This is a genomic window from Marinobacterium sp. MBR-111 (assembly GCF_040547585.1).
Lineage (GTDB): Bacteria > Pseudomonadota > Gammaproteobacteria > Pseudomonadales > Balneatricaceae > Marinobacterium > Marinobacterium iners.
Window position 1 is genome coordinate 186,990 of the sequence record NZ_JBEPQA010000005.1, and the last position, 16,679, is coordinate 203,668.

The following is a 16,679-nucleotide window of genomic DNA, read 5'->3' on the forward strand; positions in this document are numbered from 1 at the left end:
GCATCCGCTGCTGTCGCCGAGTCATTAGACAGTCAGGTTACGTACGCTGGCATCAACAAAAGCCTGCTTCAGGTCTTCGTAGGTATGTACAGCCGGGAATTGTGGGAACTCAGCGATGACATTATCCGGTGCGTGGAACAGGATACCGGACTCAGCCTGCGTCAGCATGGTCGTATCATTGTAGGAATCACCGGTTGCGATCACACGATAGTTCAGCAGTTGAAATGCACGTACAGACTGGCGCTTCGGGTCGCGTTGGCGCAACGTGTAGTCGGTGATGCGCCCTTCATCATTCACTTCCAGCTTGTGGCAAAGCAGAGCCGGGTAGCCAAGCTGCTTCATCAACGGAGCAGCAAACTCATAGAAAGTATCTGACAGGATCACCACCTGGAAGCGCTCCCGCAGCCAATCTATAAACTCACGGGCTCCTTCAAGTGGAGTCAGACGGCTGATGGTGTCCTGTATCTGAGGCAGGGTCAGGCCATGCTCATCCAGAATGCGAAGACGCTGCTTCATCAGTACGTCGTAATCCGGGATATCCCGGGTGGTGGCTTTAAGTTCCTCGATACCGGTTTCGTCAGCAAATGCAATCCAGATTTCGGGAATCAATACACCTTCAAGGTCAAGACAAGCCAGTTCCACGCGGGACGCCTCCAGTCAGTTAATAAATTGCTCCACAATTTACCCTGTCATTCAGAGGCTTTCAATGCTCAAGGCCTGTTACAGCGGGCTTTTACGCTTAATGCTCAGGCAGATTGAGGCCTTCAAACAGCGCATCAACCTCATGCCGGTTGCTGCACGCCTGTACCTGACGTACCAGATCAGGTGTCAAATGAGGTGCAAAGGTTTGAATGAAGTCGTACATGTAGCCACGCAGGAAAGTCCCTTTGCGGAAGCCGATGCGGGTGATGCTGTGCTCAAACAGATGGCTCGCATCGAGCGCGACCAGGCCTTCATCTTTGCCTTCCTCAAATGCCATGGTGGCGATGATGCCAACCCCAAGGCCCAGACGTACATAGGTTTTAATTACATCCGAATCCACGGCGGTCAGCACCACCTTGGGCTCCAGGCCACGATTGCTGAAAGCCTCGTCCAGTTTTGAGCGACCGGTAAAACCGAATACATAGGTAATCAACGGCCATTCGGAGAGTGCTTCAAGCGTCAGCTCCGGCAGCTCTGTCAGAGGATGCCCTTTTGGTACGACAACAGATCGATTCCAGCGGTAACAAGGCATCATAATCAGATCACTGAAGTGGGACATGGCTTCAGTTGCAATGGCAAAATCAGCCGTGCCGTCAGCGGCCATCTCAGAGATCTGCATAGGCGTGCCCTGGTGAATATGCAGGGACACATCAGGGTAGATTTTGATGAAATCGTGGATGGTATCCGGCAGCGCGTATCGAGCCTGCGTATGAGTGGTTGCTATTTCCAGCTTGCCCTTTTTCTCGTCACTGAACTCCTGAGCAACCTGGCGAATTGCATCACACTTCTGCAGCACTTCTCCCGCAATGGCAAGAATCGCTTCGCCAGCGGGGGTTACACGGGTCAGATGCTTGCCACTGCGCGCAAACACTTCGACCCCGAGCTCGTCCTCAAGCAGTCGAATTTGCTTGCTTATGCCCGGCTGTGATGTGTACAGGCTTTGTGCCGTTGCCGAGACGTTGAGATCGTGATGAGCAACCTCCCAGATGTAACGCAGCTGCTGCAGCTTCATCGAAAAACCCTTGGAGTTATTAGATATTTATTTAATATAACACTATAGAATAATGAAGAAAATCCCCTTGAATATAAGGGTTATCTTTCAGGCCCGATTTTTCAAGCGTTTGTTTTCCTCTTCCAGCCCCGCCACTCGTTTCTCCAGTGTTCCTGCACGCCCTTGAGCCTGGAGCAGCTGCTCTTCTTTCTCTTTAAGCAGGCCGCGAAGCTGATTCTCGCGACGGCCGCTCTCGCTGTTAAGGCCAACCTGCTTCTGGTTCAGTCGCTGCAATTCTTCTTCAAGCTGCCGTACACGTTCTTCGAGACGCTTGCTGCGGTTGGTCTCGGTAAGAAGCTGCGCATTGAGCTGCGCGAATTCTCGCTGCTGCTGAACATCCTGCGCCTTCAGTTTGCGCAGTTCCTCATCCTGACTTTTGATTTGAGTTGTCTGGGTTTCCACTTTGACATCGCGTCGTGCCAGCAGCCCCTGGAGCTCATGTATTTCTCGGGTCAGCTCACCTTCTCTGCGCCCGGATTCATCACGCAGTTTTTCAAGCGCGTTGCGATAGTAGCGGGTATCAACTTCAGCCTTGGCAACCGTTTCCAGTCCGTGTCGCTGCTCATCACGAATACGCTGATCAAATACACGCTTGGCATCTTCGTGTGCCTTGCGAAGATGCGCCAACTCCTGGTCGGCATTGGAGCGCAGCTGCTCTTCCTTTTTTCGCAATGTCGTTTCGTTACCCAGGTTCTGACGCAGTACCTGAATTTCCGCTTCCAATGCCTGAGTCTGCTCACGCGCCTGGTCGAGCTTGACTCCCTGCTCTCGGTAACGGGCTTCCAGCTCCCCTACTTCACCTTGAGTACGGCGCAAGGCGTCGTCACAGGCACGCTGTGCCTGATCCAGTGAAGGATCCGGACGCTGCATCTGCAGGCTTAGTTCGGTGTGGGCTTCCTGTACCGCCTGGTGCCAAATTCTACTGAACGTCTGTTTCATCACATCCGGCATATCGGGGATGTGAGGACTGGTATCACTAAGACGTACACGCGCTGGAAGTAACTGCCACCACTCAATCAGCCCCGTGTTAATTGTCTGTACCGCGTTGCACTGTTCCCCCAGGTCAATTTTCAGACGCTCCGGGGTGGGCGCTTCACCCGCCAGAAGACAACGATCGGCAGCAGCAAAAAGTGCCGCTTTCAGTTCTTTATCCATACTCGCTTCATCCTTATCACTGCGGGTGCACAACTGAGAGTTGCTGTAGCGAAGTCGCTGTCGCTTCGTCCAGAGGCGCATCGACCTGCAGTTTGTCACCATCAGGCAGAGTTAGTTCAAGGCGGGCTGCATGCAGCATGAGGCGCCTCAATCCAAGCTGACGAAAGCCGCTGTTATCCTCGTCGGGAGTATACTTGCTGTCACCAACTATCGGATGCCCTGCAAATTGCGTGTGAACCCTGATTTGATGAGTGCGTCCTGTCAGAGGTCTTGCCTCCACCAGAGTCGCAAGATCCCCAAAGCGCTGCAACACCTTAAACGACGTAATGGATGCTTTGCCGTCAGGGTGTACTTTGACCATGCGCTCCCCCGATTTGAGTTCAAATCTCTGTAGCGGGGCATCCACCTGGTTACAGCGAGCCGTCCAGCGGCCGACCACCAGCGCGTGGTAAATCTTGCGAACCTTGCGCTCTCTCAATGCTTCATGAAGGTATCGCAGCATACTGCGTTTCTTGGCAACCATGATGCAGCCTGATGTATCGCGGTCGAGCCGATGCACCAGCTCGAGGAAGCGGCAATCTGGCCGCACCTGCCGCAAGGCTTCAATCAAGCCAAGGCTAACTCCACTGCCGCCATGAACAGCAAGCCCTGCGGGCTTGTTGATGACCAACAGGCTGTCACTTTCGTACAGAATGGCCTCTTCCAGATGATCTGCCAGCCCTTGCCCGACAGGCGCAGCCTCGCCACGCTGCGCTGTTCTGATCGGTGGTATGCGTACCACATCACCCGATTCCAGCCGAGTGTCGGGCTTTACTCGTTTCTTGTTAACACGGATCTCGCCCTTGCGAAGAATCCTGTAAATCATACTCTTGGGCACACCTTTTAATGCAGTGCGCAAAAAGTTATCGACTCGCTGGCCGGCTTGATCCACATCCACTTCCAGATAACGGACCTGATGCTGTTCATTTTCTGCTGTATGCGTCATAAAGACGAACTGACTCTCAATTGATGCCTATGGGGTTAGCTGTTATATTCTACCGATGCCGCAGGCGGTTGGCTTTAGTAAATTTGGAATCCATGCAGCCGGCCCCGCCATTTAATTCAGGATGAGTGGCCGCTCAAGACCCCGACCCACGGCAGAATACTGAGATCCCAACATGGGGTCACAAACTTTTTACGTAACGCTTTCACGGCCTTCGCCTGACAGGAAGGTCCAGTTGGAGGTGAAGACGCACACTGACCAGGAACCTGCCCGCACCATCAGGGCAGCCACAGCCAGAACCTATAACGACATGGGTCAGCGTTTCCTTCACCGCCGATATGCAGCACGCCGTTTGCGTGACTGCAGGCAAGACTGCCACCCGCGGCTGCCAATCCAAAGACTGGACATCAGACTCTTTACCCTCTGCTTGCGCAGGGCGTAAAGCGTTGCGTTTATGAGAACGCACACAACATGAAAAGAATGCTTATCAACGCAACTCAGCCCGAAGAGTTGCGCGTTGCGCTGGTTGACGGCCAGCGTCTGTTCGATCTGGATATAGAATCCGATAGTCGCGAACAGAAAAAAGCCAACATCTACAAAGGCCGCATCACCCGGGTTGAACCCAGCCTGGAGGCGGCTTTTGTTGATTTTGGTGCAGAGCGCCATGGCTTTTTGCCGCTTAAAGAGATCGCCCGCGAATACTTCTGCAAGCAGCCCGAACGTGGCCAGCGTCCCAATATCAAGGAAATGGTCAAGGAAGGCACTGAAGTCATCGTTCAGGTCGATAAGGAAGAGCGTGGCAACAAAGGGGCAGCGCTGACCACTTTCATCAGCCTTGCTGGTCGCTATCTTGTTCTGATGCCTAACAACCCACGTGCCGGCGGCATTTCTCGCCGCATCGAGGGTGACGACCGCGCTCAGCTCAAGGAGGCGCTGTCAGGTGTCAATATCCCTGACGGCATGGGCGCCATTGTGCGCACCGCTGGCATTGGTCGCAGTTCTGAAGAACTGCAGTGGGATCTGGATTACCTGATTACCCTTTGGGATGCCGTCAAGGAGGTTAATCAGCGCCCTGCTCCCTTCCTGGTCTATCAGGAAAGCAACGTGGTCATTCGCGCCATCCGTGATTACCTGCGCGCTGACATCGGCGAAGTGCTGATTGACAACCCAACCGTGTACGAACAGGCCGTTCTGTTTGCACAGCAGGTGATGCCGAGTTACGAGAACCGCATCAAGCTGTACAAGGAGCAGACTCCGCTGTTCAACCGTTTCCAGATTGAAAGCCAGATCGAGACCGCGTTTGAACGCGAAGTCAAACTGCCTTCCGGTGGCTCCATTGTTATCGATCCCACTGAAGCGCTGGTATCTATCGACATCAACTCTGCCCGCGCAACCCGCGGTGGTGACATCGAAGAAACCGCATTACAGACCAACCTGGAGGCGGCCGAGGAGATCGCACGCCAGCTTCGCCTGCGTGATATCGGCGGACTTATCGTAATCGATTTCATCGATATGACGCCGATCAAAAACCAGCGTGAAGTGGAGAACCGCCTGCGCGATTCACTCAAACTTGACCGCGCCCGCGTTCAGATGGGACGAATTTCACGCTTCGGTCTGCTTGAAATGTCACGTCAGCGTCTTCGTCCTTCACTGAGTGAGTCTCGTGGCATGGTCTGTCCGCGCTGCCACGGTCAGGGGACTATTCGCGATACGGAATCACTGGCACTGTCGATTCTGCGCTTGATTGAGGAAGAATCTTCCAAGGATCGCACATCACAGATTCGTGCCATCCTGCCAGTCACCGTTGCCACCTATCTGCTCAACGAAAAACGTCATGAGGTGCACAACGCCGAACTGCGTCATCAGGTGCGTGTCGTTATCGTACCCAACCCGAACATGGAAACACCGCACTACGAAGTGGTTCGCCTGCGTGACGATCATACAATTGCCACCACCCATGATGCGAGCTACACCCTGCAGCCAGAGATCGAGGTAGAAACACCTGATCCTGGTCGTGTCGTGCCGGTGAAGCGCGAGCAGGCTGCCGTGAAAGCGGTTGTACCACCCACTCGCGCACCACAGGGAAAAACCGAAGCAAACACTCCCGTGGCAGCTCCTGAAAAGCCCACGGCCCAGACCCCGTCTGTCACAGCAGCACCTGCCGCCGCTTCGGCCTCTTTTGGTGAACGCGTACTGACTACATTGCGCACTCTGTTCGGAGGCAAGGCCGAGTCTGCTCCAGCCAAGGATAATAAGCAGGAAGCACAGCCCGGTATCTCAAGCAATAATGATGCAAACGACAACCGCACCAGCCGAGGCAATCGTGACAGCGGTCGTGACAATAAGCGCCGCGCACGTGAGCGCCGCGAGAATGATCGTCGCCGCAACAGCCGTGAGCGTCGTGACAGCGATGAGGTCATTACGGTTGAGCGTGATGCCAATCTGCCACCGATTGGCGAAACCGGCAACGGAGACAAAGACAAGAAAGAAAACAATGGCCGCAGCCGCCGCCGTCGCAGTCGCAACCGTCGCGATGAGCAGTCACCCCGTCAGGAGAATACCTCAGCTGAGGACAACCAGAGCAGTAATACACCTGAAAGCAAGTCTGAGGCACTGCAATCTCAAGCATCCCAGGCCGAGGTAACAGAAGAAGGCAGCCGCAGCCGTCGTCGTGGACGCCGTCGTCGTAACACCGAACAACGCAGCGCCACTCGTACACCTCTACCTCAGGAAATGCGTGACGAAAAGGCTGAAGACGAAATTCAGACTCTGCTTGCTGAAGACAAGATCACCAATGCTACCTTGGCAGTGCCTGATGCTGCTGAGCAAACTGAAGTGGTGACGGCCGAGGTCAGCCCTGCAGCGATGCACGATTCTGCAGATCAGGTACACGCTGCCGCCAAGCCGCAAGTCGCTGAGACAGCCACTGAAGCGGTAGAGACCTTGGCTATCGAAAACGAGCCTTCGACAGCACAACAAGAGTCGTCTACCAAAGAGGAAGCCGTTTCGGCAGCCACTTCTGCTGAAGCAGTGCCGGATGTACCAGCACCGGAAGAGACTGCGACATCATCTGCCACGGAAGCCGAGCCAGCTGATGAACAGCCCTCTGCTGTAGAAAAAGCTGCAGCAGCCGAGCAGTCTGCTTCAGTCGACACTGCCACTGAAGCGGAAAGCAACGAGCAGGCCGATAACAGCAGCGAGCGAAAGCGCTCCAGTCGTTCACGTGGACGTGACCGTCGTGGTCGTGGCAAGTCTCGTCAGGATAAGACTGCCGATGCAGAACAGACCCAGCCTGCGACTGATGCCGAAAACAGTTCAGCTGCAGAAATGGTTGAAGAATCAGTGCAGTCAGTACCTGACACCGCTGTCGAGCTGTTTGCCCAGAGCGAGGACGACACACCCAAGGTGGCTGTTGAGTCCCCCGCTACCGATCAGCACAGTGATCAGGAAGCCAACCGGAATGAGGCTGCAGAAATAGACCCGGCTACAGTGGAAACTCATGCGGTAAAAGCGGAGCTGCAGCCAGCTGAGTCTGAGTCTGAGTCTGAGTCTGAGTCTGAGTCTGAGTCTGATAATCAGCAGCCTGCTGCAACCGAAGAAAAAGCTGAAGCTGAAACTGAAGCCAATGAGACAAAGGCCGAGGAAGACGATACAGCGTCTACCAAGCCCGTGTCTCGCCGCCGTGCTCGTCGTGCGCCCAATGACCCACGCGAAGTGCGCCGTCGTCAGCAGGCAGACAATAAGGACGGTGACCTGTAAGGCTCACAGATAAAAAAACCGCAGCGGCGAACGCCCCTGCGGTTTTTTTTATCCGTTAGTTACTGCACATTGCGATCAGGGATAAAAACGTGGCTCCGGTTCCAGAATGACGCCGAAACGCTCCTGCACCACCTTTTGCACATGCATGGATAGATGTTCAATATCCTCACGGTGAGCAGCGCCAAGATTTACCAGCACCAGCGCTTGCTGGGCAAACACGCCAGCGCGATCGAGGGCAAACCCTTTCAGACCACATTGATCGATCAGCCAGCCTGCAGCCAGTTTATAACCACCGGTGTCAGCATAGGCAACGAGATTCTGGAACCGATGCTTCAGTTGCTCATACTTCTCAACCGATACCACCGGGTTCTTGAAAAAGCTGCCGGCATTACCGATGTCTAAGGGGTCAGGCAGTTTCGTACGACGGATTCTACACACTGTATCGAATACACGCTCCGATGTGACAGGACCGTCGCCAAGCCCATCTCTCAGGCCTGCATAGCTCACTTCCGCTGTGAACTGCCGCGCAAGGCAAAACTCCACAGCCGTGATAACGTACCGCTCAGGCTCACTGCTTTTAAACAGGCTGTCTCGGTAACCAAATCGACACGCCTCTGGGGTCAGGTCACGCTGGCGGTGCTCGTGTCGATCAAACACTTCGACTGCACTGATTCGATCCTTCAGCTCAACCCCGTAGGCACCGATATTTTGTACCGGTGCCGCTCCAACGGTTCCAGGTATCAGGGCAAGATTCTCAAGTCCGTAGAGTCCCTGCCTGATTGACCTTTCAACTGTTGCATGCCAATTTTCCCCGGCCCCTACACGCAAACGGACATGATCTCCCGGCAGGTCAGACAATTGCCATCCACGAATCATTATCCGCGCAACCAGCCCCGGCACACGATCAGCCAGCACCAGATTACTGCCGCCGCCAAGCAGCAACAGCGGCATCGGGTGATGCTTCAACCACTGCTCCAGTTGCTTCAATTGATCAGCGGCATGAATTTCAGTGTAGTACTCAGCCACTGCTGGCAGCCCGAACGTATTCAGGGCCTGCAGAGGATATTCAGTCCTGAATTGTAGCGATTCAGTCACGGCACCCACCAGAGCGCAGGTGCCGCAACAGGCCTGCAGAAGCCGCCTCTACCAAATCGAGTACCTCATCGAAGCCTTGTTCACCGGAAGTGTAATAGGGGTCTGGCACTTCGCGAACACGGCTGTTGGCTGCAAATTCCAGAAACAGGCCAAGATGGCCGCGAAAGCCTGCAGGACAACGCCTGCGAAGCTCGCGCAGGTTGGCGTCATCCATCGCCAGAATATAGTCAAACCGACCAAAATCCTCATCCACAACAGTCCGAGCACGCAAGTGCTCAAGTGAGTACCCTCGCCGTGCAGCTGCGGCTCGAGTACGTGGGTCCGGTGCCTTGCCAACATGCCAGTCACCGGTACCCGCCGAGTCAACATCAACCCTCATGTCGCCACTGTCTTGACTCAACAAATGCTCAAACACGCCATGTGCCGTTGGTGATCTGCAGATATTGCCTAAGCACACGAACAAAACAGATACTTTCTCTTTCAAAACAATACCTTATGACTGAAAATGGCTTTATAAAAAGCAGTAAAAAAGGCCACTAACTGGCATTATAAAACAAAAGGTTGCAGAATAGTTTTAAGAAGGAAAAAACAGAAAACGATGGCTATTTGAGAAGGTCATCTACTTGGCATGCATCAACCACAAAGGCATAAAATATATGGACGCGTCGGTTACAACTGCCTTGATTGGAGCTGCATCTGGACTCATCGCAGGCATCATCGGATCACTGATTGCCCCATGGGTGAGCTGGGGTATAGAGAAGAGGAAGTTGATACGTGGCAGCCGCGAAAAGATCATAAGAGATACGCGCTCATTGCTTTCAGACAGAAAACTGTCACGACAAGACTTCCGCCAAACGGCCACTTATTCGCACATCAAGCCACACCTTTCTTGCCATGTAGTCAGTTGCATAGAAAGTGATGAGGTTATCGGTGTCGATAATATAGCTCTTGTGGTCCGAACTGGGCCGACCAGACTGTCGTTTAGGAATTTGACCTTGGATGATTTGGCAAGACTAGAAGAAAAGTGGAAACTAATATAAATCCCATGCCAAAGAGGTTTCTTGGGACTACTTCGTCATGCGACAAAGACGCGGATTACGTAGCACAGAAACTGGGACTGTAATTCAGAAACATATAGAAAGAGATAGGACAATAAATTCAGGATGTTACGGATGAAGCGTTTTTCTATCTCTTTCTGAACAACCACTAAAAGTTTCGCACGGTTCGCACGTACATCGCACGGGCTCAGCCAAGATCAGAAACGGTGGTTTTCAAGCGCATGGTGTTTGATTTGTGATGATTGACGCGAGAGGAGAATCAGCAGCTGCACCGGGCGGCTACTGACCCTGAGTGATGCGGGCTACCGCGTCCAGTGGATGCGGGTGATCGTGCCGTCGTAGACTTCGATCTGATAGTTCTTGTCATCGAAATAGTACTGATAGATCCGGCCCCATGCTGTGTTGTTATCGCGTTTACATTCAGCGATTGACGGTTTTCTGCACACGCGCCCCACTTCTGAGTAGTCAGGCCGCCCCAGATAGCGCGGCAGTTTTGATGCCTGGTCGCCCTTCCGGATGATGTCTTTGCCGCCGTTTACGCGTATGTCGCTGGCTGCTGCCATGGGTGCAGTCAGTGACAGTGTTGCAGCGATCGCCGCTGCGGTGAGTGTACGTATCATGAGTCTCGCTCCGTTGGGTCCTTGAGAGGGTGTACATCCTGCGCTGTGCGCTCACCAGCCTTTATGGTAACGGATTGAGACGGTTTTACTACCCTGACCTGCTTTGCGGTCGGGTTACGATTCGGCTGGCGGATTGCGCAGCGACTCCATGATCTGCTGCACCTGCTCCACTGTATCGGCATCATTGATCTGATCAGACGCGGCTTGGCGCTGGCCGCACAGGTCTGGGGCTACGGCTCGCCATGCTTGAGCGTTAGCGATCACACGCTGTGGAGTTCAGCGACTGTGATGTTTCGCGGCGTAGCAATCTTGGTCAGCACCGGCGTGGGTGTATTGGGGTCAGCCTGATACGCCAGCGCTTCGGCTTCTTGGTCCTGCCAAGTATCACGCTCGAACCACGGGTACTTGCCCGCGATCTCTTCGGCACGCTTCTCGAAGATGTATACCAGCTCGGCCTGCGCCTGCTCTTTTTCGGTATTCAGATCGGGCACATAGATGACAGGCTCAGGCTCTACTTTTACGGGCGGTTCTTCACCTTCCGGCATCGGCCAGTTTTCAGGATTGCCTGGAGGTAGGGATGCTTTCAGCCGATCAGACCAATCTTTATGAGTGCCCGTGAAATGTTCGTTGGTGTACTGCATATATTGTTACCTATGTTACGACAGTGCTTTAGCTCACTTGGAATTCCTTGTACGTATTCACAACCCAGGCCCCAGCTTCAGTGACACTAAAGACTGTTTCCCAAGACTCCCCATCAACCGAATGCTGTAAGTCGAATTCCCGTGGGGCTTTTGACGTGAGACCATACGTGCTACCTATCCCTATCCTGATCGCGTCTATTGCTTCTATTAATATTGGCTCAGGTAAGATGTATCCAATGTATTGAGGTGCTGCCGCATAGTTCGCGCTCTGCCAATAAGTCGAAATATTCTTATCAAACGCGCGAGCAGAACTGTATGTTGAGCTTGTTTGACTGGATGCTATCGGGACCCCTCCTTGTGCAATATCATCTCCGCCAGACAGCAGCTCAACTTCTGATAACGCAAACTGCTGCGTCCATCCTGCGTCTGACGCGGGACTACGCTTTAGTAGAAGTCTTATGTACCTACCTTCTCCCGCTCCTCCTCCCGGTCTAATCATTCCCGCAGCAGGCCTCACAGCATTCGCAAACATCAATCAGCCCCCCCTAAATCGAACGCCACAACTTCAACCCCGTTGTGGCTGAACTGCAGATCGTGCTTTGCTTTAAGCTCTTGCGGCTGTCCGTTGCCGGACCAACGCCCCACACCGGTATAACCCAGCCCATAGGTATTACCACCCGTCACAGTAACGGTAACACTCTGCCCAGAGGTCAGCCCCGACACGTTAATTGTGGTTGCAGCTGTTAGTGGGAGGATCTGCCAACCACCTGCCGATCGGTTGAGCGTTGCGGATGCGGTGCCTGTGTATTCGGTGTAGTCCTTCAGTAATACCCCGTCGATCACTTCAAACGCACTGGCTGTCGGCCGCAGGTCAACATAATCATCCGCTACCCACGACTGCGCGCCTGTTCCGCTCACATCGCGTAGAACGGTGAGCGTGCTGCCTGATACCCCTGTGATGTAGACGTTTTCGGTTTTGGTGGGGGCATCAAGCGAGTCTGTCAGCGTCACTTCGTAGTAGTCCCCTGCTGCCAGCGCGGGCGGCGGGGTATCGACATCGAAGGTGGTCGCGCCGGTGCTGACGCTGGCGGTTGTGATGCGGACGGTGTAGTTATCGAGGTATCGGCGAGCCATTATCGTACCCACTCCTGCGGCAACGTGCTTGAGTCATATGCGTTATTGCGAAAATTGGTTTTGCTGTAGCTGCGCGAGTCGCTGTACTTACCATCTGCCCCGTAAAACCGGACATCGCCCTGCGGCAGGCCGTTTTCGTCGAGGTCTACGCGCATATGGCCACCATCGGCTGTGGGCACGTAGGCAACGCAGCGATCACCGTCACACATGATCTGGTAATGCTGCGGGGCGCGGCCAGCGCAATCGGGGTCTTTGGGGTGCGGCATAAAAGCGCCGTTGATCAGTGCTTCCTGGCATTTTCCGTCGGCCTGCCAGTTTTGGTCTTCGGCGCAGGGCGCAGTGGTTGTGCATATACCGGAGTCATACTGCGATTGGGAGCACCCGGTTGACCGTGATGTACACCGGCTCCAGCTGAATGTTGGGTTGCCGTACAATATGCAATATTTGTCATCATTAACCTTTATTGTGTCGTATGGATATCTGAAGCTGTTCAATTCGTATATGCGATCAGGCATGCAGCCGAACACGCTGGCCGCTGTTGGCCCGATGCAGTTATATCCAGTGTCGGTAAACGTCCAGTATGAGTTAGCTTCCCACGAATCATCCGGCGTACACGGCTGGTTATCCCACGGCGCAATTGTCCCATCTGGCATTCTGAAGTTACCATCCATGCCTTTTTCGGTGCTGCCGTCGTCGGGGCGTTCGCCGTCGATGGTGCCGGCATCTGGATCAGCCGGTGGCTCATCTTCGCCAGGCACGTCTGAGTCAGGATTACAGCACGCGCCCTCTTCCTCCTCACCCGCTATACAGGTGGCGATCACCTCGGGCAGGATGCCGACGGCACGCAGGGCGCGCAGGTTGCTGCGGATCTCTTCGGGCTGCCAGGCGATTTTTCGGATCGCGCTGGCAAGGCCTTTGAGTGCTGTTGTATCGCTCATGGGTTACCACCCGTTGATCAGTGTGATGTTGGCGTTTTCAAGCGGCACTTCGTATGTGTGCTCGGCTTCGGTTTTGGCTTCGTCCACGTATTCCTCGGGCACTTCGGGCGCGGGTACGTCGAGGCTGCCGTTTTCGGGGTCGTAATTGATCGAGACGGACAGCTCGCCCGGCTCGCTGAACACGTTGCCGCGCACCTGCTTGCTGGGGATTTCGGTTTTGTCTTTCGGTACCGCCAGTGCCGGCATGGCAGGCAGGGACCAGTTAGCGACGGGGGCTGCCCCTGTGTCATCCATATAGCTGATGGATGTGCGGATACGGGTATCGCGCACGGCATCGCCGATGGTGTAGGTGATGCCGCTGATCTGTCCTACGGCATTCACCACACGGGTATCCCAGTGGACGATCTGACCCAGCTCGGCCTCGATTATTCGGCCACGGCACAGGCCGTCGATGTAGTTTTTGCGATGGCTTTGGACGATCTCTTTTGCCGCAATTTTGACAGCAGCGCCGATGCCGGCGTTGAACAGTGGGCGCTTTTCGTCTGCGACCGGTACGGTACCGCCGTCGGTGGTGGCGGCGTTGTAGGTCGCTACGGCCACGGCGTCTTCAAACGAGGCGAGCGTTCCGCCGGTGGGCCACTGCGTCCAGCCGGTGGGGCGGCTCATTTTGCTTTCGTCGTATGTGGCTTCGCGGTCTTCAAACTTGCCTGTGTCAAACTCGCTTTCGATGCTGAACGACAGCTGCGAGCCTTTCACTTCCTTGCGATACGCCCGCACGGACTGGGGCGCAGTGACCTTGAGCGTGTAATGCTCTGACACCGGCTGTGCGATGTAGCGCTCCAGGTCGGCTTCGTAGCCCAGCGCCTTATCGAGGCGCTGCACCGTGACGTAAAACTCTTTGATGCCCTGCTGGGTGCGGCCATAGCCGCCCGGTGGCGGGGTGCCGTACACCTTGTAACTGGTGGCGAACCACGGGCGGAATCCGTTTTGAATACGGTCTATGATCGCCTCGCGCAGGAAGCTGCCCTTGCCGTCCGTGAAAAAGTCGTGCAGGCCTTTGAGGCCCTTGACCTTGGTTTTAACGGTGCGCAGCGCGTAGTAGCGGTAGGCGATCTCCACTGTGACCGTGTTTTTGATTTCGTCGCGGGTCTGAAAATCAACGGTGATATCGTCGCGATGCACCTGGCCGTTGGTCAGCGTCCAGTCAATCGGCTCGCCACTGGTGCCCCACTCATAAAAATTGAGCGCACCGTCACGGGTGTACCCGAGCGTGCCCGCCACGGTTTTCATCATCTCATTGACGAACTCGTTGCCCTCGGCTTTTTCGCGCTGGGTCATCTCTGAGTAGACGGCCTGAGTGAGCTGCAGCAGATCCTGCTTTGACTCTTCGCCCAGCCGCTCGCCGCGCAGGTCAGAGCAATCAAACACAACAGCTCGGGTGCGCCGATCGTACCGGGCATCATTCACCCAGCCGGTGAACAGCCGAATCATTGGGCTGTTGGCATCACGCGGATCGCTGTACACGTCGATTTCGACGGTTTTGCCGTGGAACGCCGGGATGTTGATTTCAACATCGATATCAAACCGCAAATGAAAAGTCGCGGTGCTTGGCTGATCTTCACCGTGGGTGATGACGATTTGCGTCATCAGTTTGGTTTGGCCGGTTACGTCCAGCTTGCCGATCGTGACCCGTGCCGGTGGGACGTGGGTGCTGACCGGGGCGGTCGGGTCTACCACCTGCTGACGCAGAGTGAGCAGGCTGCGCGACGGTACACGACGCACAACCGATTGCTGCAGGCCCAGCAGTTTGCGCACCGGGTACTGATCCCACGATACAACCGACTGCCGCAGGCGCATGACACGCCGTGCCGCTGTGATTCGCCACGCCACGATTTGGCGCAGGGTGAGCAACTGACGCGCTGGGTGCTCGGCATACACCGATTGTTCAAGCGTGAGCAGTTTGCGCGCAGGGTACGGGGTACCCCGATCAAGCGCAGGCCCACCCAGGGTGCGGCTGTTGAGCGTATGGCGATTGAGTGGCATGGCGACCTGTTATGCGGATGCTGTTTCGACGGTGGCGGATAGCCAGATTTCGAGTTCGTCTGAGATGCTGACGGTGGTAACGGCGTTGACGACACGCACATGTATGGCCACTGCGTTACTGACGCCACTGAGTATTTGGGTGCCCAGTGCGAGCGGATCACCGGGGTTGTTGGTACCCAGCTCGGCAGCGCTGAGCGCGAGGGTGATCTCGGTCACCTCGTGCCCTGCCCCTGGGGCCACATCCTCGGCATAGACCATGATCGGATCGACACCGGGGTTGGCCTGATCGAGCATTGTGATCGAGCCAGCATCAAGCGGGTCGTCGTCTTTGTTCATGAGGTAGACGATGAAGTCTTTGGGGTTGTCGCCCAAGTTGGCGTTGTGCGTGAGTCCCTTGGTCGCCCCCTGAGGGACATTACCGGCGGCGTCTTCGTACAGTTTGAAGTTGCTTGGGGTGGCCATTCGTTAGGCTCCTGGGGTTGCGTGGGCGGCGCGTTGAAAGTAGTTCACAAGGTTTCTGAGTTCCATGCTTTCGCCATTTAATCGAGCCGTCTGGGTGCCATTATCTGACTGCATGTTCAATGTCAGCGTGCCCAAGTCTTTTTCAGACTGACCATTCAACAGCGCATCCATCACCCGCTGCATACCTGCAACATCGTACTGATCGGCACGCCCTGTGCTGACATCCCAGGCACCACCAATAGTTCGAGGACCGGTCATGTTTGAGTGACCGAAAGGGTTTTTCTGGAAGGATTCCAAAATCTCTTTCATGCGATTTGCTGCCGCTTCGGCAGTGCCCGTCGCGCCGTTCTCAATTGCTCGCTTATATTCCTGCGCAGCACGGGAAAAGTTCTGATCGACTTGATCACCTTGCTTTTTGCCATCCTTGGGCCCACCGAAGATTTTCTCCCAGGCGCTGTTTGCACCTACAGCCTGCTGCTTAGCAGTCTGCTGAGCTAGAATCTGTTTCTCTAACAGTGCTTTTTGGTTCAATACTGCTTGAGTGTTTTGTTGGAGTGCTGTCGTATTAGTATTCGTGGTTCCAATTTGCTCCACCGTCTTACCAATTGATGCACTGATCTCAGCAGCCCATTCATCAACCTTCGCCCCATATGCATCAAATTTTTGATTGAAGTCTTGCAAAGATCGACTCTGATCCATCAGCCCCATCATGGTTTTAGTTGCATCATCAGCAATTTCACGCCCACCCTGTTCGGCACCAGTAACACGTCCAACGAACGTATATTTACCCATAGCTTCAACAGCTTTGCCGACACCAAACTGAACCGTATTGGTCAGCTGACGAATATAGTTAATTGCTTTTGCAACCTCTCCAATTACACTAAGAACTCGCCCAAATCCTTTTACAATTCCTGCGATAACATTAACAACACCCCTTCCGAATTGCGTAAGCGCCAGAGAATCAGCACCTTTTTTCCAGCCACTAACCGCCGCACACTGATTCCATCGTCACCTACGCGAGGAATCCATCATGAACTCA

Annotated in this window: 16 protein-coding genes; 1 reads left to right on the forward strand and 15 read right to left on the reverse strand. The window is 54.6% G+C overall.

The window, feature by feature from the left end; all coding sequences use genetic code 11:
* Positions 1-24 precede the first annotated feature (24 nt).
* The 4 genes from thrH to rluC form a co-directional block, all read right to left on the reverse strand.
* A complete protein-coding gene (gene thrH / locus ABIE61_RS05615) occupies positions 25-642 on the reverse strand; it encodes a bifunctional phosphoserine phosphatase/homoserine phosphotransferase ThrH (RefSeq protein WP_354407501.1) in 618 nt (205 codons plus the stop codon).
* 97 nt (positions 643-739) lie between these two features.
* Positions 740-1,714, reverse strand: a complete 975-nt coding sequence (cysB, locus tag ABIE61_RS05620; protein ID WP_091824311.1) for an HTH-type transcriptional regulator CysB — start codon at positions 1,712-1,714, stop codon at positions 740-742.
* A gap of 87 nt (positions 1,715-1,801) precedes the next feature.
* Positions 1,802-2,908, reverse strand: a complete 1,107-nt coding sequence (locus tag ABIE61_RS05625) for a DNA-binding protein (protein WP_354407504.1) — start codon at positions 2,906-2,908, stop codon at positions 1,802-1,804.
* 16 nt (positions 2,909-2,924) lie between these two features.
* Positions 2,925-3,893 (reverse strand): 23S rRNA pseudouridine(955/2504/2580) synthase RluC, encoded by a 969-nt coding sequence (gene rluC, locus ABIE61_RS05630; protein WP_354407507.1) that lies wholly within the window; start codon positions 3,891-3,893, stop codon positions 2,925-2,927.
* Positions 3,894-4,361: 468 nt separating this feature from the next.
* Between rluC and rne the strand changes: the two genes are divergently transcribed.
* On the forward strand, positions 4,362-7,649 hold the full coding sequence (gene rne, locus ABIE61_RS05635; protein WP_354407510.1) for a ribonuclease E: 3,288 nt from the start codon (positions 4,362-4,364) through the stop codon (positions 7,647-7,649).
* Between the two features lie 75 nt (positions 7,650-7,724).
* Here the strand turns inward: rne and murB are convergent, their stop codons facing one another.
* The 11 genes from murB to ABIE61_RS05690 form a co-directional block, all read right to left on the reverse strand.
* On the reverse strand, positions 7,725-8,744 hold the full coding sequence (gene murB / locus ABIE61_RS05640) for a UDP-N-acetylmuramate dehydrogenase (RefSeq protein WP_091824323.1): 1,020 nt from the start codon (positions 8,742-8,744) through the stop codon (positions 7,725-7,727).
* A complete protein-coding gene (locus ABIE61_RS05645; protein WP_502915040.1) occupies positions 8,737-9,228 on the reverse strand; it encodes a low molecular weight protein-tyrosine-phosphatase in 492 nt (163 codons plus the stop codon). Before ABIE61_RS05645 ends, murB begins: the two co-directional genes overlap by 8 nt.
* 876 nt (positions 9,229-10,104) lie before the next feature.
* Positions 10,105-10,422: a hypothetical protein gene (locus ABIE61_RS05650; protein WP_354407511.1), complete on the reverse strand. Its 318-nt coding sequence runs from the start codon at positions 10,420-10,422 to the stop codon at positions 10,105-10,107.
* A gap of 114 nt (positions 10,423-10,536) precedes the next feature.
* Positions 10,537-10,686: an HI_1402-related protein gene (locus tag ABIE61_RS05655; protein ID WP_354407514.1), complete on the reverse strand. Its 150-nt coding sequence runs from the start codon at positions 10,684-10,686 to the stop codon at positions 10,537-10,539.
* Positions 10,683-11,063 (reverse strand): hypothetical protein, encoded by a 381-nt coding sequence (locus tag ABIE61_RS05660; RefSeq protein ID WP_354407516.1) that lies wholly within the window; start codon positions 11,061-11,063, stop codon positions 10,683-10,685. The genes ABIE61_RS05655 and ABIE61_RS05660 overlap by 4 nt, the downstream gene beginning before the upstream one ends.
* Before the next feature lie 28 nt (positions 11,064-11,091).
* Positions 11,092-11,595 carry a discoidin domain-containing protein gene (locus ABIE61_RS05665; protein ID WP_354407519.1) on the reverse strand — a complete coding sequence of 168 codons (504 nt, stop codon included), beginning with the start codon at positions 11,593-11,595 and terminating at the stop codon, positions 11,092-11,094.
* Positions 11,595-12,197 carry a hypothetical protein gene (locus tag ABIE61_RS05670; protein WP_354407522.1) on the reverse strand — a complete coding sequence of 201 codons (603 nt, stop codon included), beginning with the start codon at positions 12,195-12,197 and terminating at the stop codon, positions 11,595-11,597. The genes ABIE61_RS05665 and ABIE61_RS05670 overlap by 1 nt, the downstream gene beginning before the upstream one ends.
* Positions 12,197-13,135 carry a hypothetical protein gene (locus ABIE61_RS05675; RefSeq protein ID WP_354407525.1) on the reverse strand — a complete coding sequence of 313 codons (939 nt, stop codon included), beginning with the start codon at positions 13,133-13,135 and terminating at the stop codon, positions 12,197-12,199. The genes ABIE61_RS05670 and ABIE61_RS05675 overlap by 1 nt, the downstream gene beginning before the upstream one ends.
* A gap of 3 nt (positions 13,136-13,138) precedes the next feature.
* Positions 13,139-15,178: a hypothetical protein gene (locus tag ABIE61_RS05680; RefSeq protein ID WP_354407527.1), complete on the reverse strand. Its 2,040-nt coding sequence runs from the start codon at positions 15,176-15,178 to the stop codon at positions 13,139-13,141.
* Between the two features lie 9 nt (positions 15,179-15,187).
* On the reverse strand, positions 15,188-15,640 hold the full coding sequence (locus ABIE61_RS05685) for a hypothetical protein (RefSeq protein ID WP_354407529.1): 453 nt from the start codon (positions 15,638-15,640) through the stop codon (positions 15,188-15,190).
* Positions 15,641-15,643: 3 nt separating this feature from the next.
* Positions 15,644-16,432 (reverse strand): hypothetical protein, encoded by a 789-nt coding sequence (locus ABIE61_RS05690; protein WP_354407531.1) that lies wholly within the window; start codon positions 16,430-16,432, stop codon positions 15,644-15,646.
* Positions 16,433-16,679 lie beyond the last annotated feature (247 nt).

Bases quoted from the DNA above. Each gene is read 5' to 3' on its own strand.
- cysB (WP_091824311.1), bottom strand. From the start codon at position 1,714: ATGAAGCTGCAGCAGCTGCGTTACATCTGGGAGGTTGCTCATCACGAT.
- ABIE61_RS05625 (WP_354407504.1), bottom strand. From the start codon at position 2,908: ATGGATAAAGAACTGAAAGCGGCACTTTTTGCTGCTGCCGATCGTTGT.
- rluC (WP_354407507.1), bottom strand. From the start codon at position 3,893: ATGACGCATACAGCAGAAAATGAACAGCATCAGGTCCGTTATCTGGAA.
- rne (WP_354407510.1), top strand. From the start codon at position 4,362: ATGAAAAGAATGCTTATCAACGCAACTCAGCCCGAAGAGTTGCGCGTT.
- ABIE61_RS05650 (WP_354407511.1), bottom strand. From the start codon at position 10,422: ATGATACGTACACTCACCGCAGCGGCGATCGCTGCAACACTGTCACTG.
- ABIE61_RS05660 (WP_354407516.1), bottom strand. From the start codon at position 11,063: ATGCAGTACACCAACGAACATTTCACGGGCACTCATAAAGATTGGTCT.
- ABIE61_RS05665 (WP_354407519.1), bottom strand. From the start codon at position 11,595: ATGTTTGCGAATGCTGTGAGGCCTGCTGCGGGAATGATTAGACCGGGA.
- ABIE61_RS05670 (WP_354407522.1), bottom strand. From the start codon at position 12,197: ATGGCTCGCCGATACCTCGATAACTACACCGTCCGCATCACAACCGCC.
- ABIE61_RS05675 (WP_354407525.1), bottom strand. From the start codon at position 13,135: ATGAGCGATACAACAGCACTCAAAGGCCTTGCCAGCGCGATCCGAAAA.
- ABIE61_RS05680 (WP_354407527.1), bottom strand. From the start codon at position 15,178: ATGCCACTCAATCGCCATACGCTCAACAGCCGCACCCTGGGTGGGCCT.
- ABIE61_RS05685 (WP_354407529.1), bottom strand. From the start codon at position 15,640: ATGGCCACCCCAAGCAACTTCAAACTGTACGAAGACGCCGCCGGTAAT.
- ABIE61_RS05690 (WP_354407531.1), bottom strand. From the start codon at position 16,432: ATGGGTAAATATACGTTCGTTGGACGTGTTACTGGTGCCGAACAGGGT.